The sequence below is a fragment of the Streptomyces sp. NPDC059788 genome (assembly GCF_042732265.1).
In the GTDB taxonomy this organism is placed as follows: domain Bacteria; phylum Actinomycetota; class Actinomycetes; order Streptomycetales; family Streptomycetaceae; genus Streptomyces.
In genome coordinates this window covers 122,592-148,246 of the sequence record NZ_JBHWHY010000011.1, presented here as the reverse complement: position 1 = coordinate 148,246, position 25,655 = coordinate 122,592, and the positions used below count along the sequence as shown (strand labels likewise).

The window sequence follows — 25,655 nt, the reverse complement described above, 5'->3', positions numbered from 1 at the left end:
AGCACAATGCTCGGAGCCACATCATCAGCAGAGGAGCAGGCCGGGGGATGTCCAGCGCCACCAGGGCTCGACGCCGCAATGGGCGGCAGCAACAGCAACAGCCTTCCGTCGCGCCGCAATACGCGGGAAATGCGGACCAAAACGGTATAGCTCCGGGCAATGGAGAAAATCGGGGCCGCGGAACGGCGGCCCGGCCGGCCGGGCCGGTGGCACCCCGGCTGCGCGCGCAGGCCGGAAGCATCGGCGGCGTCCGCGTACAACAACTCGCGATCATCGAGATCGCCGCGGCGCTGGTGCTGGTGGGCTGGGCGATCCACCCCGTCGCCCTGACCGTCGCGGCGGTGGTGGCGGCCGTCCTCGTCGTCTTCGCCCTCGGCCGGCGCCGGCGGATTCCGCTGCCGGAGTGGATCACGACGGTGCGCGCGATGAAGCGCCGCGCCAAGCGCAGCGGTTCGGCCGCGGGCAGCGGCGGCGTCGATCCGGCCTTCGCGCCGCTGGTGGAGTGCGACCCGGCGCTGCGGACGTACGAGTACACCGACTCCGAGCAGCGGGCGATCGGCTTCGTCGGGGACGGTACGTTCCTGACCGCCGTCGTCCAGGTGGAGGGCCGCGACGAGCCGCTGCGCCCGGCGAGCGGCAGCCGCCCGCTGCCGATGGACGTGCTGCACACCGCGCTGGACGTGGAGGACATCCACCTCGAATCGGTGCAGTTCGTGCAGTACACCCAGCCCGCGCCGGCCCCGCACCTGCCCGAGCAGGCGGTCGCCGCCCGCTCATACGCGCCGCTCCAGGCGCAGACCAGGACGCCCGCGCTGCAACTCACCTGGATCGCGCTGAAGCTCGACCCGGAGCTGTGCGCGGAGGCCATCGAGGCACGCGGCGGCGGCCTGGAGGGCGCCGAGCGGTCGCTCCTGCGCGCCGCCGACCAGCTCGTCAGCCGGCTCTCCGCGCATGGCGTACGGGCCAAGGTGCTCGGCGAGCGCGAGGTGGTGGCCGCCGTCGGCACCGCGGTGTGCGTCAGCCCGCGGGCCGCGAACGGCGCCATGGGGCGGGACGGCCGCGCCGCACGCCGCACCCAGGAGACGGTCCGCGCCATGCGCTGCGACGACCGCTGGCACACCACGTACTGGATCGGCCGCTGGCCCCAGCTGGGCCAGGGCGGTACGCCGCTGGCCGGCATCGTCCAGCTGCTGACCAGCACCCCGGCAATGGCCAGCACCTTCTCGCTGACCGCCACGCACGGCGGCGGCCGGGCACCCGCCATCTCGGGCTACGTCCGCCTCTCGACCCGCAGCGAGAACGAACTCACCGCCGCACAGGGCGAGTTGGAGCGCCGCTCCGGTTCCGCGAAGGTCGGGCTCGTACGGCTGGACCGTGAGCAGCTCCCCGGTCTCCTGGCCACGCTCCCCCTCGGAGGTACCCGCTGATGGCGACGCCCACCTACCAGCCCCGCGCCACCCCGAGCAGCGACGGCTGGCGCAATCCCCCCATCGGCGGCGCGCCCGCGGGCGGCGGACGGCGGCTCTCGCACGAACCCCGGCCCGACGAGCGGCAGTCGGCGCCCACCGGCCCGCGCCCGCAGCCGGGCTTCGGTCTGCGCGGCCCGCGGCGCAGCCCGCACGTCCTGACCGCCGAGTCGCTCGGCTCGCTGTCCCTGCCGGTCGCCGAGGACGGCGTCGTCATCGGCATCGACCCGCAGAACCAGCCCGCCGTGCTGAGCCTGCTGCGGCCCAGCCCGCTCGAAGTGGTGCTGGTGGGCAGCATGTGGCTGGCGCAGGTGCTGGCGCTGCGTACGGTCGCCACCGGCGCACGGGTCGCGGTCGAGACCGCGCGCCCGCCGGCCTGGGCGCAGATGGCGCAGGCCGCGGGTGGCGGGCAGCAGTGCGTGTCGGTCCACGACGTACGGCAGATCGCGCCGCAGGGGCCGTCGGTTTCCAGCCCGGTCCTGGTCGTACGGGACATGGGCGCGCGCCCGCCGCGCAACCAGCTGGCGCCCGGCCCCTGGCAGTCCGTGCTGACCGTGCTGCCCTTCCTCGGGCCGCGCTCGCCGCAGCTGCTGGCCCGCGCCGACCTCGTCTGCCTGCAGCGGCTGTCGCCGGAGGAGGCCGAGGTGGTGACGCGCATCATGCGGCTGCCCGCGCAGATCGGCGGGGTGCTGCCGACGCTCAGCGACAACGCGATGCTCTGGTGCACGCGCGACAACCACCAGTTCGTGATGACGCAGCCCACCGACGCGGAGACGAATCTGCTCGGCGGGGCGCGAAGGATGGACTGACGGAGCGGCATAAGTACGACATACGTACGGCGCGGGCTTTCGCGGGTCCCTCTTGAGGGTGTCCGCGAGCCCGCGCGCGACTGCTTCTCGCGCCGGATCGCATGCCGGGGCGAACCGCGTAAGAGCGCGGCAGCGGGCCCGTACCACGGCGCGGCGGGCGGTGTGCGGGCGGTGTGCGTCCGCGGTGCGGCCGGGTTGCCAAGACGAGATGACATCGACTGCCGTTCGAGGCCGACTGTTGATTAGTCTGTATTGGAGAGCCGCAGGAGCACACCGACGGCTGCCGATACGGGGATGGAGACAGTTAGTGTTGGCGCTACCCGGGGTGGTGTGGTCCGACGTCCGCTACATCCGATTGATCCGCCTGTATCCGGTCCTGCCGTTCAGGTGCGTTTCAGTACACCAGGAGGCACAGTGAGGGAGCAGGAGGCTTTCCGTCCGGACGGGAACGATCCTGACGACGACCAGTCCGAGTTCGATCTGACGGGTGAGTTCAAGATCGATTTTGCGGCTCCGGCCTGGTACGCGAGCAACGACACCAGCGGCGGCGGTTCGGCCGCGGCCGCCCCGGCCACACCTCCCGCTGCCACGCCCTCCACGCCGCCCACCGGCGCGCCGCTGACCGGGTCCGCGCAGACAGGCCCCGGCCAGGCGGCGCCGCAGGGCGGCCCGGCCCACGGTGCCCCGCATGGCGCGCCGCAGGGGGCTCCGCATGGTGCACCGCAGAGCGCCCCGCACGGCGCGCCGCAGGGCACTTCGGCGCCGCCTGCCGCCCCGCCCGGGTTCCCGACGCTGCGGCCCGACGACGGCGCCGCCCCCACCACTCCGGCGCCCGCGCCCACCGCGCCGCCGGTTACGCCGGCCCCTGTCGCGCCCGCGCCGCCCGCTCCCGAGCCGGTGGCCCCCGTGACGCCTCCCGCCCCCGTCGCCGAGGCGGCGCCCGAAACGCCCGCCGACCCCCCGAAGACCGACGCGCCCGCGTCCGGGAACGTACGGGCCGGCAGCGGCGTCGACCCGTCCGCGTCGCTGTGGGACGACGACCCGGAGCCCGAACCGGCCCCCGCGCCCGCCCCGGTGGAGGCCGCGCCGGCCGCCGATGAGCAGCAGACCGACGAGGCGGGCCGGTCCGGCGGTCCCGTCGAGGCCGAGGCATCTCCCTCCGCCCCCGCTCCCCTGGCGCAGCCCGAGGCCGAAGCGTCGGTGGCCGCGCCGCAGCCGCCCGTACAGCAGCCGGTGGAACAGCAGCCGGTGGAGCAGCAGTTCGCGCCCGAAGCGCAGCAGCAGCCGGAGGCCGTGCGGCAGGACGTACCGCAAGACGTACCGCAGGAAGCCCCGCAGCAGGGCGTTCCCCAGCAGCAGACGCCGCAAGAGCAGTTGTCCCAGCAGCAGATGCCGCAGGAGCAGCCCGCGCCCCAGCAGGTGCCGCAGCAAGGCGCTCCCCAGCAGGGCGCGCCTTGGGGCGCCGCAGCAGGGCAGCAGGCAGGTGCGCCTGCGCACCTGCCGCCGCTGCCTCCGGAGTACCAGCCTGCGGACCCGCGTACGGCTCAGGGACAGCAGCAGCCGTACCAGCAGCAGGCAGCGTACGGCTATCCGCAGCAGCCCCAGCAGCAGGCGTACGCACAGCCGCAGCCCCCGCAGCAGCCGTACCAGCAGCAGCCCGGCTACCCGCAGCAGCAGGCACAGCAGCCTCAGCCTCAGCAGCAGGCGCCCCAACAGGCCCAGCAGCAGGCCGCTTACGGCTATCCGCAGCCCGCCTACGGCTACCCGCAGCAGGGCACCCCGACGCCGCAGCAGGCGCCGGCCGACCCCAACTCCGCAGCTGCACAGGGCGGTTACGGTTACCCGCAGCAGCCCCAGCCGCAGCAGCAGACGCCTCAGCAGCCGCAACAGCCCGCGTACGGCTATCCGCAGCAGGGCGCCTACGGCTACCCGCAGGCCGCCCAGGGGTACCCGCAGCAGGCCGCGCCCGCACAGCAGCCTCAGCAACAGCAGCAGTACCCCGGCTACCCGCAGCAGCAGGCTCAGTCCCAGGCGCAGCAGGCTCAGCACCCCCAGGCCCAGCACCCGCAACAGGCCCCTCAGCACCCACAAGCCCAACAGCCCCAGCAGCAGCCCCCGCAGCAGCCGCAGCAGCCCCAGGCCCCCACCCCCGTCCAGGGCGCCGACCCCAACGCCGCGGCCAACTACGCGCAGTACTCGCAGCCGGGCCAGCAGCAGCCGCAGCAGCGCGCCGCCCCCGGCGCCCCCCTGGGCTACAGCGCCGCCGTCGAGCTGACCTCCGACCGGCTGCTCCGCAACCAGCCCAAGAAGAAGAAGCCGGGCGCCAACGCTCAGCCGTCGCGCTTCAAGCTGGGCGCGAAGAAGGAGGAGCAGGAGCGCCAGCGCAAGCTGGAGCTGATCCGTACGCCGGTGATGTCCTGTTACCGGATCGCGGTCATCAGCCTCAAGGGCGGCGTCGGCAAGACCACGACGACGACCTCGCTGGGCGCCACGCTCGCCTCCGAGCGGCAGGACAAGATCCTGGCCATCGACGCGAACCCGGACGCCGGCACGCTCGGCCGCCGGGTCCGCCGCGAGACCGGCGCGACCATCCGTGACCTGGTGCAGGCGATTCCGCAGCTGCACAGCTACATGGACATCCGCCGGTTCACCTCGCAGGCGCCGTCCGGCCTGGAGATCCTCGCCAACGACGTGGACCCGGCCGTCTCGACGACGTTCAACGACGACGACTACCGGCGGGCGATCGACGTCCTCGGCAAGCAGTACCCGATCATCCTCACCGACTCGGGTACGGGCCTGCTCTACAGCGCCATGCGCGGGGTGCTGGACCTCGCCGACCAGCTGATCATCATCTCCACACCGTCGGTCGACGGTGCGTCCAGCGCCAGCACCACGCTGGACTGGCTGTCCGCGCACGGCTACGCCGACCTGGTGCAGCGCGGTATCACGGTGATCTCCGGGGTCCGCGAGACCGGCAAGATGATCAAGATCGACGACATCGTGTCGCACTTCGAGACCCGGTGCCGCGGTGTGGTCGTGGTCCCGTTCGACGAGCATCTGGCCGCCGGTGCCGAGGTCGACCTGGACATGATGCGCCCCAAGACCCGCGAGGCGTACTTCAACCTGTCCGCGCTGGTGGCCGAGGACTTCTCCCGGACCCAGCAGGCGCAGGGCGGGTGGAACGAGGCCGGTGTCCAGCAGCAGATGCCGCCCGCCGACCCGAACGCCCAGCAGTACGGGCAGCAGCAGTACGGCCAGCAGCCCTACCCGCAGCAGGGCCAGGAGGCGCAGGGCCAGCAGCCCCCCGCCGGGTACCCGCCGCAGCAGGGCGGTTGGACGCAGCAGCCCCAGCAGCCCCAGGGACAGCAGCCTCCGCCCGGCTGGCAGCAGCCCCCTCCGGATGCGCCCCAGGCGCCCGGTCAGCCCGGCCTCCAGCCGGGTTGGACGCAGCAGCCCCCGCCCCAGTAGGGAGCCCCCGCCGCAGCGAGCACCTGCCGCCGTCCCGGCCCCGCACCCACGGAAGCCCGGACGGCGGCCCGCACGCCGCCGGCGCCGAACGGCACGCGACGGCACGCGACGGCAACAACAACGAGGCCCGGCACTTTCCCAGTGCCGGGCCTCGCCCCGTCCTCCCCGACGGCCCCGACGGCCCCGACGCGGGAATCGCCGGGCTCCGCCGCGTACCGCCGTCAGCCCTCGGCCGACGCGATCAGCTCGCGCGCTTCCTTCACGTCGACGGCCATCCGCTCCAGCAGCCCGTCGAGCGTCTCGAACTTCTCCATCCCGCGCAGGTACGCGTAGAAGTCCACCGCGACGTGCAGGCCGTACAGTTCCAGGCCGACCCGGTCGATGGCGTGCGCCTCGACGGTCCGCACGGTGCCGTCGAACTGCGGGTTGGTGCCGACCGAGATCGCCGCCGGCATCGCCTCGCCCGCGGCGTGCAGCCACCCCGCGTACACCCCGTCCGCCGGGATCGCGGTATGCGGCAGCGTCTCCACGTTCGCCGTCGGGAAGCCCAGCTCCCGGCCGCGCTGCGCGCCACGCACCACGACGCCCTCGACACGGTGCGGCCGCCCCAGGACCTCCATGGCGCCCGCGACGTCGCCCTCGGCGACCAGGCGCCGGGTCAGGGTCGAGGAGAACGGCACGCCGCCGCCCGCCGCCCCGCGCTCGAACAGATCGACGACCTCGACCGCGTAGTCGTAGGTGCCGCCCAGCTCGGCGAGGGTCTCGACGTTGCCCGCCGCCTTGTGCCCGAAGCGGAAGTTCGGCCCCTCGACGACCAGCTTCGCGTGCAGCTTGTCGACCAGGACCTTGACCACGAAGTCGGCCGGGGCCAGCTTCGAGAACTCCTTGGTGAACGGCAGGATCAGCACGGCGTCCACGCCGAGCCGCGCCATCAGCTCCGCACGGCGCTCGTGCGGCGCCAGCAGCGGCGGGTGCGTGCCGGGCCGTACGACCTCGCTGGGGTGCGGGTCGAAGGTGACCACCACGGCCGGTACGCCCAGCTCCCGGGCGCGCTCCACCGTCTTCCCGATGATCAGCTGGTGCCCGCGGTGCACGCCGTCGTAGGAGCCGATGGTGACGACGCTGCGTCCCCAGCCCTCGGGGATGTCCTCCAAGCCACGCCAGCGCTGCACTGTGCCCGCTCCTCGCCAGAACTCTCGTCCGTCACTGCGCCGGAAGAACCCGGTCGGATCCGGGCACCCTCGGCCTTACGCAGGTCTAAGACTGCCATGCCGCGCGCACCGCTTCGCGGGAAGGGTCGCCTCGCTTCTGTGGAGTGCGGCACCCGCGGGCGTACGATCCGCCGCCCCGGCCCGCCCGTGTCACCGGCGCGCCGGAGCGCACCACCGCCGGCCGCGCCCCGCCGACCTCGCCCCGCCGCCCGCGCGAGCCCGTCCGTACGCATCGGTGCCGCCCCATGCTGCGGATACGGCGGCGGGCGGCGCCATGGGCATGGCGCCGCCCGCCGTACTGTCCGCGGCCTGGGGCCGTACGCCCGTGCTCCGGGGCACGGGCGGCGTGCGCCGCGACCCGGCCTTCGCTACGACGCGAAGACCGCCAGGCTCTTCGCTCGGCCGCCCTGGTTCTCCAGCAGCGCCAGGAACGTCCCGTCCGGCGCGAACGCCGCGGCGGGCCGCGCCGGGCCGTCGCCCTCCTCGTCGAACCGCGGCATCGGGATGCGTACGCCGTTGGTGAGCAGCCGTGCCTGGTCCAGCGTGACGTCCCAGCGCGGGAAGGCCGCGGCCGCCGCCTCGCCGATCGGCATGACGGGCAGCCCGCCGCCCGCCTCGTCGTCCACGGCCGTCTGGAGCTGCTCCAGCGTGCGGGCCCGGTCGAGCTTGTACGGGCCGACCCGGGTGCGCCGCAGGGCGGTCAGGTGGCCGCCGACGCCCAGGGCCTCCCCCAGGTCGCGGGCGAGCGCCCGGATGTACGTACCGGAGGAGCACTCCACCGAGACCAGCAGGTCGGTCACGGGGGTGCCGTCCGCCGCCTCGGTCTCCTCGGCCGAGTACACGACGAAGGAGGAGACGGTGACCGGGCGGGCCGGTATCTCCACGTCCTCGCCGTTGCGCACCCGGGAGTACGACCGCTTGCCGTCGATCTTGATGGCGCTGACCTTGGACGGCACCTGCATGATCGCGCCGGTCAGCGCGGCGACACCCGCGTCGATCGCCGCCCGGTCCAGGCCGTGCGCGGCCTTGGCGGCGGTGATCTCGCCCTCGGCGTCGTCGGTGACCGACGTCTGGCCCAGGCGGATCGTGCCGACGTACTCCTTCTCGGTCAGCGCCAGGTGCCCGAGCAGCTTGGTGGCGCGCTCGATGCCCAGGACGAGCACGCCCGTCGCCATCGGGTCCAGCGTGCCGGCGTGCCCGACGCGGCGGGTGCGGGCCATGCCCCGCATCTTGGCCACCACGTCGTGGGAGGTGAAGCCGGCCGGCTTGTCGACGATGACCAGGCCGTCCGGCGCCCCCTGCTTGGCGCGGGTCCGCTCCACGCGCTTCGCGCCGGTGTTCTCGCGCTTCATTCCGCCGTGGTGTCCTCGTCCTCGTCGCCGGGCTTGCGGTACGGGTCCGCCTCGCCCGCGTACTTCGCGCCCGAGGAGGTCTCGCGCACCTTGGCGTCCGAGGCCCGTGCCTTGTCGAGCAGGTCCTCGATCGTCTTGGCGTTCTCCGGCAGGGCGTCCGCGACGAAGGTCAGGGTCGGCGTGAACTTCACGCCCGCCGCCCGGCCGACCTCGGAGCGCAGGATGCCCTTGGCGCTCTCCAGTCCGGCCGCCGCCTCGGCGCGCTCCTCGTCGTCACCGTAGACCGTGTAGAAGACCGTCGCCTCCCGCAGGTCGCCGGTGACCCGGGTGTCCGTGATGGTCACGTGGCTGCCGAGCCGCGGGTCCTTGATACCGCGCTGCAGCTTCTGGGCGACCACCTCCCGGATGAGGTCCGCCAGCTTCTTCGCCCGCGCATTGTCGGCCACTGGTCCGTCTCCTTCTGTGTCTTTCACCATGGTGCATGTGGCGCCGACGACCCGCTCAGTCGTCATGGTCACCGTGGAGCCGCCGCCGTACCGACAGCAGTTCCACTTCGGGCCGTGCGGCGACCAGGCGCTCGCAGCGGTCCAGTACGTCTGTGAGGTGCTCCGTGTCCCCGGACACCACCGCGAGTCCGATGGTGGCTCTGCGGTGGAGGTCCTGGTCACCGACCTCCGCCACGCTGACCGCGTACTTGCGGTGCAGTTCGGCGACGATCGGGCGGACGACGGAGCGCTTCTCCTTCAGCGACCGTACGTCGCCGAGGAGGAGGTCGAAGGACAGCGTCCCTACGTACATGCGATGCGGGTAAGGCCACCCGTGGGGCACTAGACGCCGGATGTACGAGCCATCCGAATGTACGAGCCATTCGAACCGTACACGCAACGGCCGGGGCCGATCGACGGAAATATCTTCCGCCGACCGGCCCCGAGCGTGCAGAGCGTGATCAGCCGCGCGGCTTCTCCCGCATCTCGTACGTCGCGATGACGTCGTCGACCTTGATGTCGTTGAAGTTGCCGAGGTTGATACCGCCCTCGAAGCCTTCGCGGATCTCGGTGACGTCGTCCTTGAAGCGGCGCAGACCCTCGATGTTGAGGCTCTCCGCGATGACCTTGCCATCGCGCACCAGGCGGGCCTTGGTGTTGCGCTTGACCTCGCCGGAGCGGATGAGAACACCCGCGATGTTGCCCAGCTTGGACGACTTGAAGACCTCGCGGATCTCCGCCGTACCGAGCTCGACCTCTTCGTACTCCGGCTTGAGCATGCCCTTGAGGGCCGCCTCGATCTCCTCGATCGCCTGGTAGATGACCGAGTAGTAGCGCACGTCCACGCCCTCGCGCTCGGCCATCTGCGTCGCGCGGCCTTCGGCGCGGACGTTGAAGCCGATCACGATCGCGTCGGAGCCGGACGCCAGGTTGATGTCGGACTCCGTGACCGCACCGACGCCGCGGTGCAGGACCCGGATGTCGACCTCTTCGCCGACGTCGAGCTGGAGCAGCGAGGACTCCAGGGCCTCGACCGAACCGGACGCGTCGCCCTTGATGATGAGGTTGAGCTGCTGCACCTCGCCGGCCTTGAGCACCTTGTCCAGGTCCTCCAGCGACACCCGGCGGGTGCGCTTGGCGAACGCGGCGTTGCGCTCACGGGCGGCGCGCTTCTCGGCGATCTGGCGGGCCGTGCGGTCCTCGTCGACGACCAGGAAGTTGTCGCCGGCGCCCGGGACGTTGGTCAGACCCAGGACCAGGACGGGGGTCGACGGACCCGCTTCCTCGACGTTGTTGCCCTTGTCGTCGAGCATCGCCCGGACACGGCCGTACGCGTCGCCGGCCACCATCGTGTCACCGACGCGCAGCGTGCCGCGCTGGACCAGGACGGTCGCCACGGCGCCGCGGCCGCGGTCGAGGTGGGCCTCGATCGCGATGCCCTGCGCGTCCTGCTCGGGGTTGGCCCGCAGGTCGAGCGAGGCGTCCGCGGTCAGGACCACGGCCTCCAGCAGCTCCTCGATGTTCTGGCCCTGGCGGGCGGAGATGTCGACGAACATCGTGTCGCCGCCGTACTCCTCGGCCACCAGGCCGTACTCGGTGAGCTGGCCGCGCACCTTGGTCGGGTCGGCGCCCTCGACGTCGATCTTGTTGACCGCGACCACGATCGGCACGTCGGCCGCCTTGGCGTGGTTCAGCGCCTCGATCGTCTGCGGCATCACACCGTCGTTGGCCGCCACCACGAGGATCGCGATGTCGGTCGACTTGGCACCACGGGCACGCATGGCGGTGAACGCCTCGTGACCCGGGGTGTCGATGAAGGTGATGCGCCGCTCTTCGGCGTTGACCTCGGTCGCGACCTGGTAGGCACCGATGTGCTGGGTGATGCCGCCGGCCTCGCCCGCGATGACGTTCGTCTTGCGGATCGCGTCGAGCAGTCGCGTCTTACCGTGGTCGACGTGACCCATGACGGTCACCACCGGCGGACGCGCGACGAGCATCTCCTCGCCGCCCTCGTTCTCGCCGAAGTCGATGTCGAACGACTCCAGGAGCTCGCGGTCCTCCTCCTCCGGGGAGACGATCTCGACGACGTAGTTCATCTCCTCGCCGAGGAGCGTGAGCGTCTCGTCGGAGACGGACTGCGTCGCGGTGACCATCTCACCCAGGTTCAGCATGACCTGGACGAGCGACGCCGGGTTGGCGTTGATCTTCTCGGCGAAGTCGGTCAGCGAGGCACCGCGCGACAGGCGGACCGTCGCACCGTTGCCACGGGGCAGCATGACGCCGCCCACCGACGGGGCCTGCATGGCCTCGTACTCCTGGCGCCTCTGCCGCTTCGACTTGCGGCCGCGGCGCGCGGGGCCGCCGGGACGGCCGAAGGCGCCCTGCGTGCCACCACGGCCACCGGGACCACCCGGACGGCCGCCGAAGCCGGGACGACCGCCGAAGCCGCCGCCACCACCGGGACCGCCGCCACCGGGACGACCGGCGAAACCGCCGCCGCCACCCGGACGACCGCCACCGCCGCCACCGGGACGGCCGGCGAAGCCGCCGCCACCGGGACGACCGCCGCCACCGGGACGACCGGCACCGCCGGGACCGCGGCCACCGCCGCCGGGACCCGGACGCGGGCCGGCAGCCGGGCTCTTCGGCATCATGCCGGGGTTGGGGCGGTTACCGCCGCCGGGACGCGGGCCGCCCTGGCCGGCGCCCTGCGGGCGGGGCATGCCGCCCGGGGTCGGACGGTTGCCGCCGGGAGCCTGCGGACGGGGGCCGCCCTGGCCACCCTGGCCGCCGCCCTGCGGACGCGGGCCGCCGGGGGCACCCGGGCCGCCGGGGCGCGGGGCGCCGCCGGGACGGGGCGCCTGCGGGCGCGCCATGCCGGTGGAGCCGCCGGAGGTGAAGGGGTTGTTGCCCGGACGCGGGCCGGACGGACGGTTGCCGCCGGGGCGCGGGGCGCCGCCCTGGCGGTCGCCGCCGGGACGGGGTGCGTTGCCGCGGCCCTGACCACCCTGGTTGCCGCCCTGGCCGCCCTGCGGGCGGGCCGGACGCGGGCCGGGGGTGGCGCCCGGCTTGGGAGCCGGGGCCGACGGCGGGGCCTGGAACTCGGGCTGCGCGGGCGCGGCCGGAGCGGGCTTGGGCGCCGGGGCCTTGGGGCCCGGCGTGGGGCGCGGACCCGGGGCCGGGGCCGACTTCGGGGCCTCGGCGGGAGCCGCCGGGGCCTGGGACTGCGGTGCCTCGGGGGCGGCCGGCGCCGGAGCCGCGGGGCCCGGCTTGGGGGCGCCCGGCTTCGGGGCGGCGGGACGTGCAGCCTGCGCCGGGGACGGCGCGGACGGCTTCGCAGGCGCGCTCTTGCGCGGCGCCGCGGGCTTGCCGGCGGCACGGCCGTTGCCGTTGCCCGCCTGGAAAGCGTCGGTCAGCTTACGAACAACCGGCGCCTCGATCGTCGAGGACGCCGAACGGACGAATTCACCAAGTTCTTGGAGCTTGGCCATGACGACCTTGCTCTCCACTCCGAACTCCTTGGCGAGTTCGTATACCCGGACCTTAGCCACTTCGCTCCTTCTAGGTCCGGGTGTCCACCGGACCGTCGCTACTTCATGGGCGTACTCATCGCGTACTCATCGAGTGCTCATCGCAATCTCGACCTACTTCCGACTCGCGAGGTACCTGACCGCACGGTTTTCCGTGCGCTGTGCTTCTTACGGTGTTGCCTGATCAACCGGTGCGGCTTGATCAACATGCGCCCGTTCGACGAAGCGGCGCAAGGCCGTCACATCGAACGGTCCCCGGCCCCGGAAGGCCCGGGGGAAGACCCGGCGGCGGACCGCCAGGTCGAGACAGACCCGTGTCCGGTGCACATAAGCACCCCGGCCGGGCAGCGTACCGCGAGGATCGGGGACACACTCACCCTCGATCGCCACGATCCGCAGCAGATCGCCCTTGGCCGCTCGCTCCCGGCACCCCACACAGGTGCGCTCAGGGCATACGCGGGCATGCGTCCGGCCAGACACTGCTTAAGTCTACCTCCCCGCGCCGGCCTCACCCCTACGGGGTAATGCCCGAACGGTCGCTCAAAATTCCGGTGGGCCGCCACCGATTTTCGGCTGCGGCCGCACCCCCATGGGACCCGGACCGCCGCCGGGCGCGGGTCGTGACCCGTACCCGGCGGCGCCCCGGGGTTCAGTCCTGGTCCGCGCCCTGGTCGGTGTCCGGACGGATGTCGATGCGCCAGCCGGTGAGCCGGGCGGCGAGCCGGGCGTTCTGCCCTTCCTTGCCGATGGCCAGGGAGAGCTGGTAATCGGGGACGGTCACCCGCGCGGAGCGCGCCGCGAGGTCGACGACCTCGACCTTGCTGACCCGGGCGGGCGACAGCGCGTGCGCCACCAGCTCGGCCGGGTCGTCCGACCAGTCGACGATGTCGATCTTCTCGCCGTGCAGCTCGGCCATGACCGCGCGCACCCGGCCGCCCATCGGGCCGATGCAGGCGCCCTTGGCGTTCAGCCCGGAGCGGGTCGACCGTACGGCGATCTTGGTACGGTGACCCGCCTCACGGGCGATCGCCGAGATCTCCACCGAGCCGTCGGCGATCTCCGGTACCTCCATGGCGAAGAGCTTCTTCACCAGATTGGGGTGGGTGCGCGAGAGGGTCACGGACGGGCCGCGCACGCCCTTGACCACCCGTACGACGTACGAGCGAAGCCGCGTGCCGTGCGCGTACTCCTCGCCGGGGACCTGCTCCTGCGCCGGCAGGATGGCCTCCAGCTTGCCGATGTCGACCAGCACGTTCTTCGGGTCCCGGCCCTGCTGGACGACGCCCATGACGACGTCGCCCTCACGCCCGGCGTACTCGCCGAAGGTGATCTCCTCCTCGGCGTCCCGCAGCCGCTGGAGGATGACCTGCTTGGCAGTGGTGGCCGCGATCCGGCCGAAGCCCGACGGGGTGTCGTCGAACTCACGGGGCTCGGCGCCCTCTTCGAGGTCGGCCGGGTCCTCCTTGGCCCACACCGTCACGTGCCCGGTGTTGCGGTCCAGCTCCACCCGCGCGTGGCGGCGGCTTCCCTCGGTGCGGTGGTACGCGATGAGGAGGGCCGACTCGATCGCCGCCACCAGCAGGTCGAACGAGATCTCCTTCTCCCGTACCAAACCCCGCAGGGCACTCATGTCGATGTCCACGGCTACGCCTCCTCCTGGCTCTCGTCGTTCTGCTCGGCGCGCTCGTCGCGCCCCTTGTCCTGCTTACGGTTGAACTCGATCTCCACGCGTGCCTTGGCGATCTCGGCGAAGGCGACCCGGCGGGCGGTGGGCTTGCGCCCCTTCACACCCGGGACCTCCAGGTCCAGGCCCTCGTCGTCCATGGCGGTGATACGTGCCACCAGCTCGCCGCCCTCGTGGAGTTGAGCCCTGACGAGGCGGCCGACGGCGCGGCGGTAGTGCCGCGGCTCGGTCAGCGGGCGGTCGGCTCCGGGGGAGGTGACCTCCAGCGTGTACGGGGCGCCGCCCATCACGTCGGAGTCGTCGAGTGCCTGCGAGGCCTCCCGGCTCAGCTCGGCACACTCGTCCAGCTGCACGCCGTCGTCGGAGTCGACCACGATCCTCAGCACACGCCGCTTTCCGGCCGGTGTCACCTCGATCTCTTCCAGATCCAGGTCTCGCGCGGCGACGAGCGGTTCAAGCAGTCCGCGCAGCCTCTCGCTCTGGGTGGTGCTCATCCGGGTGACTCCTCGGCCGCGTGTGCTGTTGTGGGAAGGTCGCGTGTCGGGTCAAAGCCTAGCTGTTCCGGCGGGGTACTGACGATTCGGTGGCCCGTCACGGATACGCTCGCCTGCGGTGATCACTACGGACGCCCCCACCGAAGACCCCGGGAAGTCACACGTGCACAACGTCGCGCTCACGCGCAGGAGAACCTTGCTGGCCGGCTCCGTGCTCGGCGGGACGGCACTGCTGCTCTCCGGATGCTCGGAGGATTCCGGGCCCGGCAAGGGCAGGCAGGACGCGGACGCGGCGGCCGAGGCACGGCTGCGCGGGCAGGCCGCGCGGGACAGCGCCGCGCTGCTCGCCCGGTACGACGCGACGCTCGCCGCGCATCCAGGCCTCGACGAGCGGCTGCGGCCGCTGCGTGCCGAAGTGGCCCGGCACGCGGCGGCGTTCGGGGCCTCCCCCGCGCCGTCCGCGTCCGCCGCGCCGTCCACGCAGCCCCGTGCAGGCGCGTCGGCGTCCGCCCCGGCGTCCTCCGCCCCTCCCGCGCCCTCCGCGCCCCCTGTCGCGCCCGACGAGAAGCAGGCGCGTACGGACCTCGCCACGGCGGAGCGGCGCACGGCGGACGCCCGTGCCGCGGCTCTCGTGAGCGCGCCTCCGGAGCTCGCCAGGCTGCTCGCGTCGGTCGCGGCGGCGGGCGCGGCGCACGCGTACCTGCTCACGGAGGCCGGCGCATGAGGCGCGCCGGAGCGGCGGCCACACGCGACGCGGGACAGCAGCCGGGACCGGACCCGGCCACGGAAGGGGCACAGCGATGCTGACATCCACGGCGACGGAGAACGGCGCGCACGGCGCCGGGCTGCGGGCGCTCCAGTCCGCGCTGGCGGCCGAGCACGCGGCCGTCTACGGCTACGGCGTGGTCGGCGGCCGGATCGGCGCAGACCGGCGCAAGGAGGCGCAGGAGGGTTACGACGCGCACCGTGCGCGCCGGGACGAGCTGCGGCGCGGAGTCCGGGACCTGGGCGGCACGCCCCAGGCCGCGGCGGCCGCGTACGAGCTGCCGTTCCCGGTGCCCGACGCGGCCGCCGCGGTCCGGCTGGCTGCGGAGCTGGAGGACCGGGTGGCGGCCGTCTACGCCGATCTCGTACGGGCCGGAGACGGCGCCCGGCGCCGGGACGCGGCCGGGGCGCTGCGGGAGGCCGCGGTGCGCGCGGTGCGCTGGCGCGGCAGCGGCGTAGCCTTCCCTGGGCTCACGGAGCGGGCCCAGGGCGCCGGTGCCCCGTCCGGCGCGGCGCCCGGCGCCGCCGCGGACCGGCACTGACGTACCGCCCGCACCAGGGCCCCGCACCAGGGCCCACCGAACGTCCACGCGAAAGGGACAGCACAAGCATGGCTACGGCACCCATCGAACCGCCGCAACGGCTGGTGAGCTCGCTCGGCGGCGATCCGGACGGCCCGGCCGGTGCCTGGCTCGAAGCCCTGCCCGGCCTGGTGCAACAGCTCCTGGACGCCTGGGGGTTGACGCTGGAGCGGGTGCACGAGCCGGGCGGGCGCAGCAGCCTGCTCGTGTACGTACGGCAGGCGGACGGCACGTCCGCCGCGCTGAAGTTCCCGGCTCCGGGGCGCGCGCCGGCGCACGAGGGCGCGGCGCTGGCACAGTGGGACGGCTGGGGCGCGGCACGGCTGCTGCGCGCCGACGCGGACAGCGGTGCGCTGCTTCTGGAGCGGTTGCGGGGAGCGGTGTCGCTGCGTTCGTTGCCGGAGGCGAAGGCCCTGCTGGAGGCGGCGGGCACGGTACGGCGGCTCTGGGTGCCGCCGGCCGACGGGCATCCGTTCGTGTCTCTGGCGGGCCGTACGGAGGAGGCCGTCGAGGAACTGCGCGCACTCGGGGCGACGACGCGGGCCGAGGGGCCGTTGCTGGACGAGAGCCTGGAGCTGCGCCGGGCGCTGCCGGCCGACGCGCCCGAGGAGGTGCTGCTGCACGGGGCGTTCCGGCAGGGCAAGGTGCTGGCCGGGGAGCGGGCGCCGTGGCTGGCGGTCGGCCCGTCGCCGGTGGTCGGCGAGCGGGCGTACGACCTGGCGTGGCTGGTGCTGGACCGCTTCGAGGATCTGGCGGCCGGCTCGGGGGCCGCGTCGGCGGCCCGGCGCCGGGTGGCCAAGCTGGCGGACTCCCTGGACGTGGACCGCGACCGGCTGCGCAGTTGGACGCTGTACCGGGCGGTGGACTCCGGGGTGCGCGAGATGACGACGACGGGCGGCGACGTGCAGCGCGGCGAACTGCTCCTGGAGTTCGCCACGTGGCTGTAGGCACGGCGCGGCGACGCTGACGGACGGGGCCGGGCGACCCGTCGGGCCACGTACGCGACGGTGTCCGGCCTGACGCGGCCCCCAGGCCGTACGCGCCGGTGCCCGGCCCCACGCGGCCCCGTACGCGCCGGTGCCCGGCCCCGTATGCGACCGTGCCCGCCCCACGCGGCTCCCCGGGCTACGCGTCGTGCCCGGCCCCACGCACGACGGCGCCCCGCCCCACGCGGCTCTCCGGCCGTAGGCAACGGTGCCCGGCCCCACGCGGCCCCGTACGCAACCGAGCCCGCCCCACGCGGCTCCCCGACCCGCCCCACGCGCTCCCCGACCGTACGCGCCGGCGCCCCGCCCCACGCGGTCCCCGGCCGTACGCGACGTGCCCGGCCCCACGCACGCCGCTGCCCCGCCCCACGCGCCTCCCCCGCCATACACAACGGTGGCCGGGCGGAACCGTCCACACGGTTCCGCCCGGCCACCGGGCCGCTCTCTGCCGGTTACGCGCTCAGCCGGGCCACGGCCTCCTCGACCGTCAGCTCCTCGCGCTCGCCCGTGCGGCGGTCCTTCAGCTCGACGACGCCCTCACCGGCGCGGCGCCCCGCGACCAGGATCTTCGGGATGCCGAGCAGCTCAGCGTCGGTGAACTTCACGCCCGGCGAGACGCCTGCCCGGTCGTCCACCAGCACGCGCAGGCCCGCCGCGCCGAGCTTGTCGCCGACCTCCAGGGCCAGCTCGGTCTGCTTGGCCTTGCCCGCGGCGACCACGTGCACGTCGGCCGGGGCGATCTCGTCCGGCCAGCACAGGCCGGACTCGTCGTGGGTCTGCTCGGCGAGGGCCGCGACGGCGCGCGAGACGCCGACGCCGTACGAGCCCATCGTGACGCGCACGGGCTTGCCGTTCTGGCCGAGCACGTCCAGCTCGAAGGCGTCCGCGTACTTGCGGCCCAGCTGGAAGATGTGGCCGATTTCGATCGCCCGGTCGATGCGCAGGCCCGCACCGCACTTGGGGCAGGGGTCGCCCGGCTCGACCACGACGACGTCCAGGTACTCGTCGACCTCGAAGTCCCGGCCCGCGACGACGTTGCGCGCGTGCTTGCCGTCCTTGTTGGCGCCGGTGATCCAGGCGGTCCCGGAAGCGACCCGCGGGTCGGCGAGGTACTTGAAGGACTTCCCCGCCAGGCCCTGCGGGCCGACGTAGCCGCGCACCAGGTCGTCGCGGCCGGTGAAGTCCTCGGCGGTGACCAGCTCGACCGTGGCCGGGGCCAGGTGCTCGCCGAGCTTGCCGAGGTCCACCTCGCGGTCGCCGGGCACGCCCACCGCGACGATCTCGCCGTCGACCTTGACCAGCAGGTTCTTCAGCGTGGCGGAGGCCGGGACGCCCAGGTGCTCGGCGAGGGTCTCGATGGTCGGGGTGTCGGGGGTGTCCAGCTCCTCGACGGAGCCGTGCCCGGAGCCGTCGACGGCGGGGACGGTGACCGTGACGGCCTCCGTGTTGGCCGCGTAGTCACAGGCCGGGCAGTCGACGAAGGTGTCCTCGCCGGCCGCGGCCGGGGCCAGGAACTCCTCGGAGGCCGAGCCGCCCATGGCGCCGGAGACGGCGGAGACGATGCGGTAGTCCAGGCCCAGGCGCTGGAAGATCTTCTGGTACGCCTCGCGGTGCAGGCGGTACGACTCGGCCAGGCCCTCGTCGGTGGTGTCGAAGCTGTACGAGTCCTTCATCTGGAACTCGCGGCCGCGCAGCACGCCGGAGCGGGGGCGGGCCTCGTCGCGGTACTTGGTCTGGATCTGGTACAGGGTCACCGGCAGGTCCTTGTAGGACGTGCACTGGTCCTTGACCATGAGCGTGAAGATCTCTTCGTGGGTGGGTCCGAGGAGGTAGTCCGCGCCCTTGCGGTCCTTGAGGCGGAACAGCTGGTCCCCGTACTCCTCCCAGCGGCCGGTGGCCTCGTACGGCTCCTTGGGCAGCAGGGCCGGCAGCAGCACCTCCTGCGCGCCGATCGCGTCCATCTCCTCGCGGATGATGCGCGACACGTTCTCCAGCACCTTCTTGCCCAGCGGCAGCCAGGACCAGATGCCGGCGGAGGTGCGGCGGACGTAGCCGGCGCGCACGAGCAGCTTGTGGCTGGCGGTCTCGGCGTCGGCCGGGTCGTCGCGCAGCGTCTTGATCATCAACCGGGACATGCGCTGGACCTGGGCCATGGTGATTCTCCTGCGTAAGAAAGGTGACTTCCGCGAGGTTATCCGCAGGGGCACGCCCCATGGAAATGGGATCCGCCCCCGCCTGGTCGCGTTCGTCAGCGTTTGAGCGGCAGGGGCGCGCCCATCACCGCGTACGGGAGCGGGGCGCTCGGGAACAGGACGCGGCGGGCCAGGTCCTGGTAGCCCAGCGAGCGGTACAGGCCGCGGGCCGGGCTGTCGGTGTCGATGGCGGACAGGATGCTGCGGGGTTCGGCGGCGCCGTCCGTGATGCGGGTGATCAGTGAGCGGCCGATCCGCCGGTTCTGGAAGGCGGGCAGCACGTGCAGTTCGGTGATCACGAAGGAGTCGTCGAGCCAGTGGTCCAGTTCGCGGGAGCGCAGGTACGGCTCGACGACCGTGGACCACCAGTGCGTACGGCTGTTGGGCATCCCGTAGACGAAGCCGACCAGGCGTCCGGCCGGGGTGGTGGCGCCGAAGGCGCGGGCGCCGGGCCCGGCAAGGTGCCGCAGCACGATGTGCCGGCGGACGCCGATCTCGTCGTCGGTCAGGCCGAAGGCGAGCGCCTGCACGGCGAGCGCGTCGTCCACGCGGGCAGCGAGATCCAGGGGGCCGACCGCGACGTCATCCATGGTCGGGAGCGTACAAGGCGCCGGGGCGTAAGACGATCGGCGGGCGGGCGCCAAGGGCGCGGGTGAGCCGCCGTGACGATTCGCCTGACGGCGGTCTCAGAAGAGCACGCTCATGAAGGCGCCGGTCTCCTCGAAGCCCACGCGCCGGTACGCGGCCCGCGCCGCCGTGTTGAAGTCGTTCACGTACAGCGAGGCGACCGGCGCGACCTCGGTGAGGGCGTGGCGCAGCACGGCGGCCATGCCCGTCTCGGACAGGCCCTTGCCGCGGTATTCGGGGGCGACCCAGACGCCCTGGATCTGGCAGGCCTGCTGGGTGGCGGCGCCGATCTCGGCCTTGAAGACGACCTTGCCGTCGTCGACGCGGGCGAAGGACCGCCCGGCGGCGACCAGCTCGGCGACGCGCGCCTGGTAGAGCAGCCCGCCGTCGCCGGCCAGCGGCGAGATGCCGACCTCCTCGGTGAACATGGCCACGCACGCGGGCATGATCACGTCCATCTCGTGCTTGCCGACGCGCCGTACGTACGGGTCGGGCTCGACCTCGGTGGCGAAGGAGGACGTGACCATCAGCGGCTGGCGGGCGCGCACCTCGCGGGCCGGGCCCCAGGCGGGCTCCAGGAGGGACCACAGCTCGGCGGTCGGGCCGGCCGGGCCGACGATGGAGGAGCAGCGGCGGCCCTGGCGGCGGGCCCGCTCGGCGAAGCCGCGTACCGCCTCGGGGGTGGCGCAGACGGGGACGAGGTTGGCGCCCGCGTAGCACAGCGACTCCAGGCGACCGCCCGCGTACCAGCCCCACATCTCGCCGCCGAGCCGCCAGGGGTCGAGCCCGGCGACCTGGACACGGGCGGCGACGAAGGCGTTGGCGACCGGGTCGCGGTCCAGGACCGCCAGCGCGTCGTCGAGCTCCCCCGGTTCCAGAACCTTGGTGGTCGTGGTCGTCAGCACGTCTCGGAAAGCCTCACCTTTACGGGCCTGGGAGGCCAGGCGATAGCAGGTCCTGGAACTTTACCTCCCCTGCGGCGGAGCAGCGTTTCTGCTGCGGGTACCGCTCCTGACGCGGTTCACGCACGAGCCCCGCCACCGGTGTGGTCCGGCGGCGGGGCTCGTGGGGCGCGCGAGGCGCCAGGGGCTGTACGGGGCGCGGAGCTGTGCGGGGCGCGGAGCTGTACGGAGCGCCGGGGAGTGTACGGGGGCGTCAGCCGGCGACGGCGATGGTGGGCTCGCCGGACGCCACGCCGTCCTTCTCCATCTGCTCGGCGATCTTCATGGCCTCTTCGATGAGCGTCTCGACGATCTTCGACTCGGGCACGGTCTTGATCACCTCGCCCTTGACGAAGATCTGGCCCTTGCCGTTGCCGGAGGCCACGCCGAGGTCCGCCTCCCGGGCCTCGCCCGGACCGTTGACGACACAGCCCATGACCGCGACGCGCAGCGGCACCTCCATGCCCTCCAGGCCCGCGGTGACCTCGTCGGCGAGCTTGTACACGTCCACCTGGGCCCGCCCGCAGGACGGGCACGAGACGATCTCCAGGCGGCGCGGGCGCAGGTTCAGCGACTCCAGAATCTGGAGACCGACCTTGACCTCCTCGGCCGGCGGGGCGGACAGCGAGACGCGGATGGTGTCGCCGATGCCCTCGCTCAGCAGCGCACCGAAGGCCACCGCCGACTTGATCGTGCCCTGGAAGGCCGGGCCCGCCTCGGTGACTCCGAGGTGCAGCGGGTAGTCGCTCTGGGCGGCGAGCTGACGGTACGCGTTGACCATCACGACCGGGTCGTTGTGCTTGACCGAGATCTTGATGTCCCGGAAACCGTGCTCCTCGAAGAGGGACGCCTCCCACAGGGCGGACTCGACGAGCGCCTCCGGGGTGGCCTTGCCGTACTTCTGGAGCAGGCGGCGGTCGAGGGAGCCGGCGTTCACGCCGATCCGGATCGGGGTGCCGGCGTCGTTGGCCGCCTTCGCGATCTCCTTGACCTTGTCGTCGAACTGCTTGATGTTGCCCGGGTTGACCCGGACCGCGGCGCAGCCGGCGTCGATCGCGGCGAACACGTACTTCGGCTGGAAGTGGATGTCGGCGATGACCGGGATCTGCGACTTGCGGGCGATGACCGGCAGCGCGTCGGCGTCGTCCTGGGTCGGGCAGGCGACCCGGACGATCTGGCAGCCGGAGGCGGTCAGCTCGGCGATCTGCTGGAGCGTGGCGCCGATGTCGGACGTCCGCGTGGTCGTCATCGACTGCACCGAGACCGGTGCGTCTCCGCCCACGGCGACCGGTCCGACCTGGATCTTGCGGCTGACCCGGCGGTCGGCCAGCTTGGTCGGTACGTCCGGCATTCCCAGTGAAATGGCAGTCATCTGGCGAGCAACCCCAAGGTGTGGATCTAGGTCCCGAGATCGGCGGGCTCCGGCCTTCGAGATTACGGCACGAGCGTTGCGGTGGGCACATCGATCCCCTCCAGCCCCCCGTTGGGGGGCGGAGGAGCACCCATGTGCGCGGTTTGCCCCGCTGGCAGGCGGGGCAGCGGCCCGGTACCTAGGTCAGCTTCACCGGATTCACCACATCCGCCACCAGTACCAGCAGCGTGAAGCAGATGAAGATCCCGGCGACGACATAGGCGACCGGCATCAGCTTGGCCACGTCGAAGGGGCCGGGGTCGGGGCGGCGGAAGACGCGGGCGAAGGCGCGGCGGACCGATTCCCACAGGGCGCCCGCGATGTGACCGCCGTCCAGCGGCAGCAGCGGGAGCATGTTGAACAGGAAGAGGGACAGGTTGAAGCCCGCGACCAGGAAGAGCATGGTCGCCACCCGCTGCTCCGGGGGGATGTTCAGCGAGAAGACCTCGCCGCCGACACGGGCGGCGCCGACCACGCCCATCGGGGAGTCCTGTTTGCGCTCGCCGCCGTTGAAGGCCGCGTCCCACAGGTCGGGGACCTTGGCGGGCAGGTTGACCAGCGACTGGACACCCTGTTCGACCATGCTGCCCATCCGGTCCACGGACTGGCCGAAGGACTGCGGGACGATGCCGGTGGCCGGGGTGAAGCCGAGGAAGCCCGCGGTGACGTACTCGCCCGGCACGTACGCGCCGTGGCCGTCGGTCTTGGCGACCTTGTTCTCGATCAGGTCGGCGTGCAGCTGCTGCCGCTTGCCGTCCCGCTCGATGGTGATCGTCGCGGGTCCCGTGGTGTCCCGGATGCTCTGCTGGAGACTGGCCCAGTCGGGCACCGGCTTGCCGTTGAAGTCGACGATCTTGTCGCCGGCGCGCAGGCCGGCGGCCTTGGCCGGGGAGTCCTTGGCGCCGCCGGTGCACTTGTCGGTCTTGGCGGAGGCCGCGATGACGCAGTCCGAGACCGAGCCGACCTGGGTGGTCTGGGTGTTGATGCCGAAGCCCATCAGCACGCCCATGAAGATCACGACCGCGAGGATCAGGTTCATGAACGGCCCGGCGAACATCACGATGACGCGCTTCCAGGGCTTGCGCGTGTAGAACAGGCGCTTCTCGTCGCCCGGCTGCAGCTCCTCGAAGGCCGCCGAACGGGCGTCCTCGATCATGCCCCGCCAGGGCGAGGTGGAGCGGGCCTGCAGGGCGCCGTCCTCCCCCGGCGGGAACATCCCGATCATGCGGATGTAGCCGCCCAGCGGTATGGCCTTGATGCCGTACTCGGTGTCGCCCTTGCGGCGCGAGAAGATCGTCGGCCCGAAGCCCACCATGTACTGCGGCACCCGGATGCCGAACAGCTTGGCCGTGGACAGGTGCCCGAGCTCGTGCCAGGCGATCGAGAAGAGCAGGCCGACGACGAAGACGACTATGCCCAAAATGGTCATCCAGGTCGTCATGCGCGAGCCTCCGATGTCGTACGGGCCGCACGGGCGGCCAGCTCACGGGCGCGGGCGCGCGCCCAGGTTTCCGCCTGCAAGACGTCCGCGACCGTCAGGGAGGTTCCCCGGGCGGGCTCACCGTGCTCCGCGACCACCTCGGCGACCGTATCGACAATTCCTGTGAACGGCAGCCCGCCCTTCAAGAACGCGTCGACGCATTCCTCGTTGGCGGCGTTGAAGACGGCGGGCGCGGTGCCGCCCAGATCGCCGACGTGGCAGGCCAGCGGCACGGACGGGAACGCCTCGGTGTCCAGGGGCGCGAACTCCCACTGGTGCGCCCTGGTCCAGTCGATGCCGGGCGCGGCGTCCGGGACCCGGTCCGGCCAGCCGATACCGAGCGCGATGGGCATCCGCATGTCGGGCGGACTGGCCTGGGCCAGGGTGGAGCCGTCGGTGAACTCCACCATCGAGTGGATGTAGGACTGCGGATGGACGACGACCTCGATGCGGTCGAACGGCACGTCGTACAGCAGGTGCGCCTCGATGACCTCCAGGCCCTTGTTGACCAGGGTCGCGGAGTTGATGGTGATGACGGGGCCCATCGCCCAGGTGGGGTGGGCGAGCGCCTGCTCCGGCGTGACGGACGCCAGCTGCTGCTTCGTACGTCCGCGGAACGGCCCGCCGGAGGCGGTGACGACGAGCTTGCGCACCTCCTTGCGGGGGCCGCCCAGCAGGCCCTGGAAGAGGGCGGAGTGCTCGGAGTCGACGGGGACGATCTGGCCGGGGCGTGCCTGCTCCTTCACCAGCGGGCCGCCGACGATCAGCGACTCCTTGTTGGCGAGGGCCAGCGCCCGGCCCGCCTTCAGGGCGGCGAGGGTGGGCGCGAGGCCGATGGAGCCGGTGATGCCGTTGAGGACGGTGTGGCAGTCCGAGGCGGCGAGCTCGGTGGCCGCGTCGGGCCCGGCGAGGATCTCCGGCAGCGGCTCCCCCGCCCCGTAGCGGGCGGACAGTGCCTCGCGCAGGGCGGGCACCACGTCCTCGCGGGCCACCGCCACCGTACGGACCCGCAGCTGGTGGGCCTGCTCGGCCAGCAGCGCCACCCGGCCGCCGGCCGCGGACAGCGCGGTCACGCGGAACCGGTCGGGGTTGCGCAGCACCAGGTCGATGGCCTGGGTGCCGATCGAGCCGGTCGAGCCGAGGATCACGATGTCACGCGGTCCGTCGCCGTCGCCGGTGAGTGGGGCGGGGGTGAAGCGCAGATGCGGGTCAGCGAGGGTGTCCGTCATGGGGACCATTGTTGCCGGTCCGGACCCGGTCGTGAGCCGCAGGGGATTGTCAGTGGCGCGTGCGACCGTACGGATATGGAACGAACGATGTCCCCGCCGGAGCGACTGGCCGCCGCGCATCTGCCCGCGGGCGTGGCGGAGCGCTGGACGGCGCTGCTGCGGCCCGCGGTGCGGCTGACGCGGCCGGATGACCGCCGCAGCCCGATGTCCGGGCCGGTGGTCGGCCATCTCGGCGGCCTTCCGGAGCTGCCGGCAAACGAGCCGTGGCCGGTGTGGGAGGGCAACGGGCCGCTGAGCTTCGTCGCCTCGGTGTCACTGTTCGCGCTGGGCGGCGCGGCGCTGGACATACCCCTGCCGGACGAGGGCACGTTGCTGTTCTTCGTGTCCTACGGCCCGGGGCAGGTCGGCGACGGCGTGCCCGGCCTCGGTCCGGAGGGGCAGCGGGGAGCCCGCGTGCTGTACGTCCCCGAGGGCACTCCCGTGGCCGAGCGCGGGGCTCCCGAGGGCATCGAGCCGTACCACCGGGTCCGGCTGTCGGCGGAGCCGGAGATGACGTTTCCCGACCGCGAGGACTTCTGGCTGGGGGATCTGGTGGGTGCGCAGACCCTGGACGATCTTCCCGAGTGGGCGGACGTCTTCCGGGACGCTCTGGACGACCTCGGCCCCGACGTGCGGCACCGCATCGGGGGCCATCCGACGGGCGTGCAGGGCGGAGTGGGCCTCGACGACCTCGGCGAGGACGAGGACCCGGACGACTGGGTGCTGCTCGCCCAGATCGACACCGACCACCGGGCCTGGATGGACTGGGTCCACCAGGGCACCCTGTACTGGCTGATCACCCGGGCGGACCTGGCCGCGCGGAACTTCGCGGCGGCGCGCTTCACCTGGCAGTTCCTCTAGGGCCGCCCCGGTCGGCGGCTCCTGCGGGACCGCTCGGTGCGGCG

General features: G+C 72.9%; 21 protein-coding genes. 7 read left to right on the top strand and 14 right to left on the bottom strand.

Going from position 1 to position 25,655, the window contains the following annotated elements:
* The first annotated feature begins 206 nt into the window (after positions 1-206).
* From eccE to ACFV57_RS12505, 3 genes are all read left to right on the top strand, one after another.
* Positions 207-1,427, top strand: coding sequence for a type VII secretion protein EccE (gene eccE, locus ACFV57_RS12515; protein ID WP_385229378.1), 1,221 nt, complete (start codon positions 207-209; stop codon positions 1,425-1,427).
* The gene (locus ACFV57_RS12510; RefSeq protein WP_385229375.1) at positions 1,427-2,275 is read left to right on the top strand and encodes a hypothetical protein; all 849 of its coding nucleotides are present in this window, start codon (positions 1,427-1,429) and stop codon (positions 2,273-2,275) included. The genes eccE and ACFV57_RS12510 overlap by 1 nt, the downstream gene beginning before the upstream one ends.
* Before the next feature lie 414 nt (positions 2,276-2,689).
* The gene (locus tag ACFV57_RS12505) at positions 2,690-5,743 is read left to right on the top strand and encodes an SCO5717 family growth-regulating ATPase (protein WP_385229372.1); all 3,054 of its coding nucleotides are present in this window, start codon (positions 2,690-2,692) and stop codon (positions 5,741-5,743) included.
* A 221-nt stretch (positions 5,744-5,964) separates the two neighbouring features.
* On the opposite strand, the gene ACFV57_RS12500 is transcribed toward ACFV57_RS12505, so the two are convergent.
* The 8 genes from ACFV57_RS12500 to rimP form a co-directional block, all read right to left on the bottom strand.
* Positions 5,965-6,915, bottom strand: a complete 951-nt coding sequence (locus tag ACFV57_RS12500) for a bifunctional riboflavin kinase/FAD synthetase (RefSeq protein WP_385229369.1) — start codon at positions 6,913-6,915, stop codon at positions 5,965-5,967.
* A gap of 407 nt (positions 6,916-7,322) precedes the next feature.
* Entirely contained in the window at positions 7,323-8,306 is a 984-nt protein-coding gene (truB, locus tag ACFV57_RS12495; protein WP_385229366.1) for a tRNA pseudouridine(55) synthase TruB, read from the bottom strand.
* Positions 8,303-8,752: a 30S ribosome-binding factor RbfA gene (gene rbfA / locus ACFV57_RS12490; RefSeq protein WP_385229363.1), complete on the bottom strand. Its 450-nt coding sequence runs from the start codon at positions 8,750-8,752 to the stop codon at positions 8,303-8,305. Before rbfA ends, truB begins: the two co-directional genes overlap by 4 nt.
* Before the next feature lie 55 nt (positions 8,753-8,807).
* On the bottom strand, positions 8,808-9,104 hold the full coding sequence (locus ACFV57_RS12485; RefSeq protein WP_385229360.1) for a DUF503 domain-containing protein: 297 nt from the start codon (positions 9,102-9,104) through the stop codon (positions 8,808-8,810).
* 148 nt (positions 9,105-9,252) lie between these two features.
* Positions 9,253-12,342 carry a translation initiation factor IF-2 gene (gene infB, locus ACFV57_RS12480; RefSeq protein ID WP_385229356.1) on the bottom strand — a complete coding sequence of 1,030 codons (3,090 nt, stop codon included), beginning with the start codon at positions 12,340-12,342 and terminating at the stop codon, positions 9,253-9,255.
* 147 nt (positions 12,343-12,489) lie between these two features.
* On the bottom strand, positions 12,490-12,801 hold the full coding sequence (locus tag ACFV57_RS12475) for a YlxR family protein (RefSeq protein ID WP_385229353.1): 312 nt from the start codon (positions 12,799-12,801) through the stop codon (positions 12,490-12,492).
* Between the two features lie 169 nt (positions 12,802-12,970).
* A complete protein-coding gene (nusA, locus tag ACFV57_RS12470; RefSeq protein WP_385229350.1) occupies positions 12,971-13,963 on the bottom strand; it encodes a transcription termination factor NusA in 993 nt (330 codons plus the stop codon).
* A gap of 2 nt (positions 13,964-13,965) precedes the next feature.
* On the bottom strand, positions 13,966-14,499 hold the full coding sequence (gene rimP / locus ACFV57_RS12465; protein WP_385229347.1) for a ribosome maturation factor RimP: 534 nt from the start codon (positions 14,497-14,499) through the stop codon (positions 13,966-13,968).
* Between the two features lie 118 nt (positions 14,500-14,617).
* Between rimP and ACFV57_RS12460 the strand changes: the two genes are divergently transcribed.
* From ACFV57_RS12460 to ACFV57_RS12450, 3 genes are all read left to right on the top strand, one after another.
* Positions 14,618-15,223 carry a hypothetical protein gene (locus ACFV57_RS12460; protein ID WP_385229344.1) on the top strand — a complete coding sequence of 202 codons (606 nt, stop codon included), beginning with the start codon at positions 14,618-14,620 and terminating at the stop codon, positions 15,221-15,223.
* A gap of 76 nt (positions 15,224-15,299) precedes the next feature.
* Positions 15,300-15,806, top strand: coding sequence for a ferritin-like domain-containing protein (locus tag ACFV57_RS12455; RefSeq protein ID WP_385229341.1), 507 nt, complete (start codon positions 15,300-15,302; stop codon positions 15,804-15,806).
* A gap of 68 nt (positions 15,807-15,874) precedes the next feature.
* The gene (locus ACFV57_RS12450; protein ID WP_385229338.1) at positions 15,875-16,792 is read left to right on the top strand and encodes an aminoglycoside phosphotransferase family protein; all 918 of its coding nucleotides are present in this window, start codon (positions 15,875-15,877) and stop codon (positions 16,790-16,792) included.
* Positions 16,793-17,283: 491 nt separating this feature from the next.
* On the opposite strand, the gene ACFV57_RS12445 is transcribed toward ACFV57_RS12450, so the two are convergent.
* The 6 genes from ACFV57_RS12445 to dxr form a co-directional block, all read right to left on the bottom strand.
* Positions 17,284-18,984: a proline--tRNA ligase gene (locus ACFV57_RS12445; protein ID WP_385229335.1), complete on the bottom strand. Its 1,701-nt coding sequence runs from the start codon at positions 18,982-18,984 to the stop codon at positions 17,284-17,286.
* 95 nt (positions 18,985-19,079) lie between these two features.
* Positions 19,080-19,613 carry a GNAT family N-acetyltransferase gene (locus tag ACFV57_RS12440; protein ID WP_385229332.1) on the bottom strand — a complete coding sequence of 178 codons (534 nt, stop codon included), beginning with the start codon at positions 19,611-19,613 and terminating at the stop codon, positions 19,080-19,082.
* Positions 19,614-19,709: 96 nt separating this feature from the next.
* Positions 19,710-20,555 (bottom strand): GNAT family N-acetyltransferase, encoded by an 846-nt coding sequence (locus tag ACFV57_RS12435; protein WP_385229328.1) that lies wholly within the window; start codon positions 20,553-20,555, stop codon positions 19,710-19,712.
* A gap of 250 nt (positions 20,556-20,805) precedes the next feature.
* Positions 20,806-21,963, bottom strand: a complete 1,158-nt coding sequence (ispG, locus tag ACFV57_RS12430; RefSeq protein ID WP_073760739.1) for a flavodoxin-dependent (E)-4-hydroxy-3-methylbut-2-enyl-diphosphate synthase — start codon at positions 21,961-21,963, stop codon at positions 20,806-20,808.
* Between the two features lie 178 nt (positions 21,964-22,141).
* Positions 22,142-23,443, bottom strand: a complete 1,302-nt coding sequence (locus tag ACFV57_RS12425) for a M50 family metallopeptidase (protein ID WP_385229325.1) — start codon at positions 23,441-23,443, stop codon at positions 22,142-22,144.
* On the bottom strand, positions 23,440-24,711 hold the full coding sequence (dxr, locus tag ACFV57_RS12420) for a 1-deoxy-D-xylulose-5-phosphate reductoisomerase (RefSeq protein ID WP_385229322.1): 1,272 nt from the start codon (positions 24,709-24,711) through the stop codon (positions 23,440-23,442). The genes ACFV57_RS12425 and dxr overlap by 4 nt, the downstream gene beginning before the upstream one ends.
* Positions 24,712-24,786: 75 nt before the next feature.
* On the opposite strand from dxr, the gene ACFV57_RS12415 reads away from it, so the two are divergent.
* The gene (locus ACFV57_RS12415; RefSeq protein ID WP_385229319.1) at positions 24,787-25,611 is read left to right on the top strand and encodes a YwqG family protein; all 825 of its coding nucleotides are present in this window, start codon (positions 24,787-24,789) and stop codon (positions 25,609-25,611) included.
* Positions 25,612-25,655: the final 44 nt, after the last annotated feature.

Coding starts and splice junctions, on each gene's coding strand:
- ACFV57_RS12510 (WP_385229375.1), top strand. CDS start 1,427: ATGGCGACGCCCACCTACCAGCCCCGCGCCACCCCGAGCAGCGACGGC.
- ACFV57_RS12440 (WP_385229332.1), bottom strand. CDS start 19,613: ATGGATGACGTCGCGGTCGGCCCCCTGGATCTCGCTGCCCGCGTGGAC.
- dxr (WP_385229322.1), bottom strand. CDS start 24,711: ATGACGGACACCCTCGCTGACCCGCATCTGCGCTTCACCCCCGCCCCA.
- ACFV57_RS12455 (WP_385229341.1), top strand. CDS start 15,300: ATGCTGACATCCACGGCGACGGAGAACGGCGCGCACGGCGCCGGGCTG.
- ACFV57_RS12445 (WP_385229335.1), bottom strand. CDS start 18,984: ATGGCCCAGGTCCAGCGCATGTCCCGGTTGATGATCAAGACGCTGCGC.
- truB (WP_385229366.1), bottom strand. CDS start 8,306: ATGAAGCGCGAGAACACCGGCGCGAAGCGCGTGGAGCGGACCCGCGCC.
- rimP (WP_385229347.1), bottom strand. CDS start 14,499: ATGAGCACCACCCAGAGCGAGAGGCTGCGCGGACTGCTTGAACCGCTC.
- ispG (WP_073760739.1), bottom strand. CDS start 21,963: ATGACTGCCATTTCACTGGGAATGCCGGACGTACCGACCAAGCTGGCC.
- ACFV57_RS12450 (WP_385229338.1), top strand. CDS start 15,875: ATGGCTACGGCACCCATCGAACCGCCGCAACGGCTGGTGAGCTCGCTC.
- ACFV57_RS12415 (WP_385229319.1), top strand. CDS start 24,787: ATGGAACGAACGATGTCCCCGCCGGAGCGACTGGCCGCCGCGCATCTG.
- ACFV57_RS12425 (WP_385229325.1), bottom strand. CDS start 23,443: ATGACGACCTGGATGACCATTTTGGGCATAGTCGTCTTCGTCGTCGGC.
- ACFV57_RS12485 (WP_385229360.1), bottom strand. CDS start 9,104: ATGTACGTAGGGACGCTGTCCTTCGACCTCCTCCTCGGCGACGTACGG.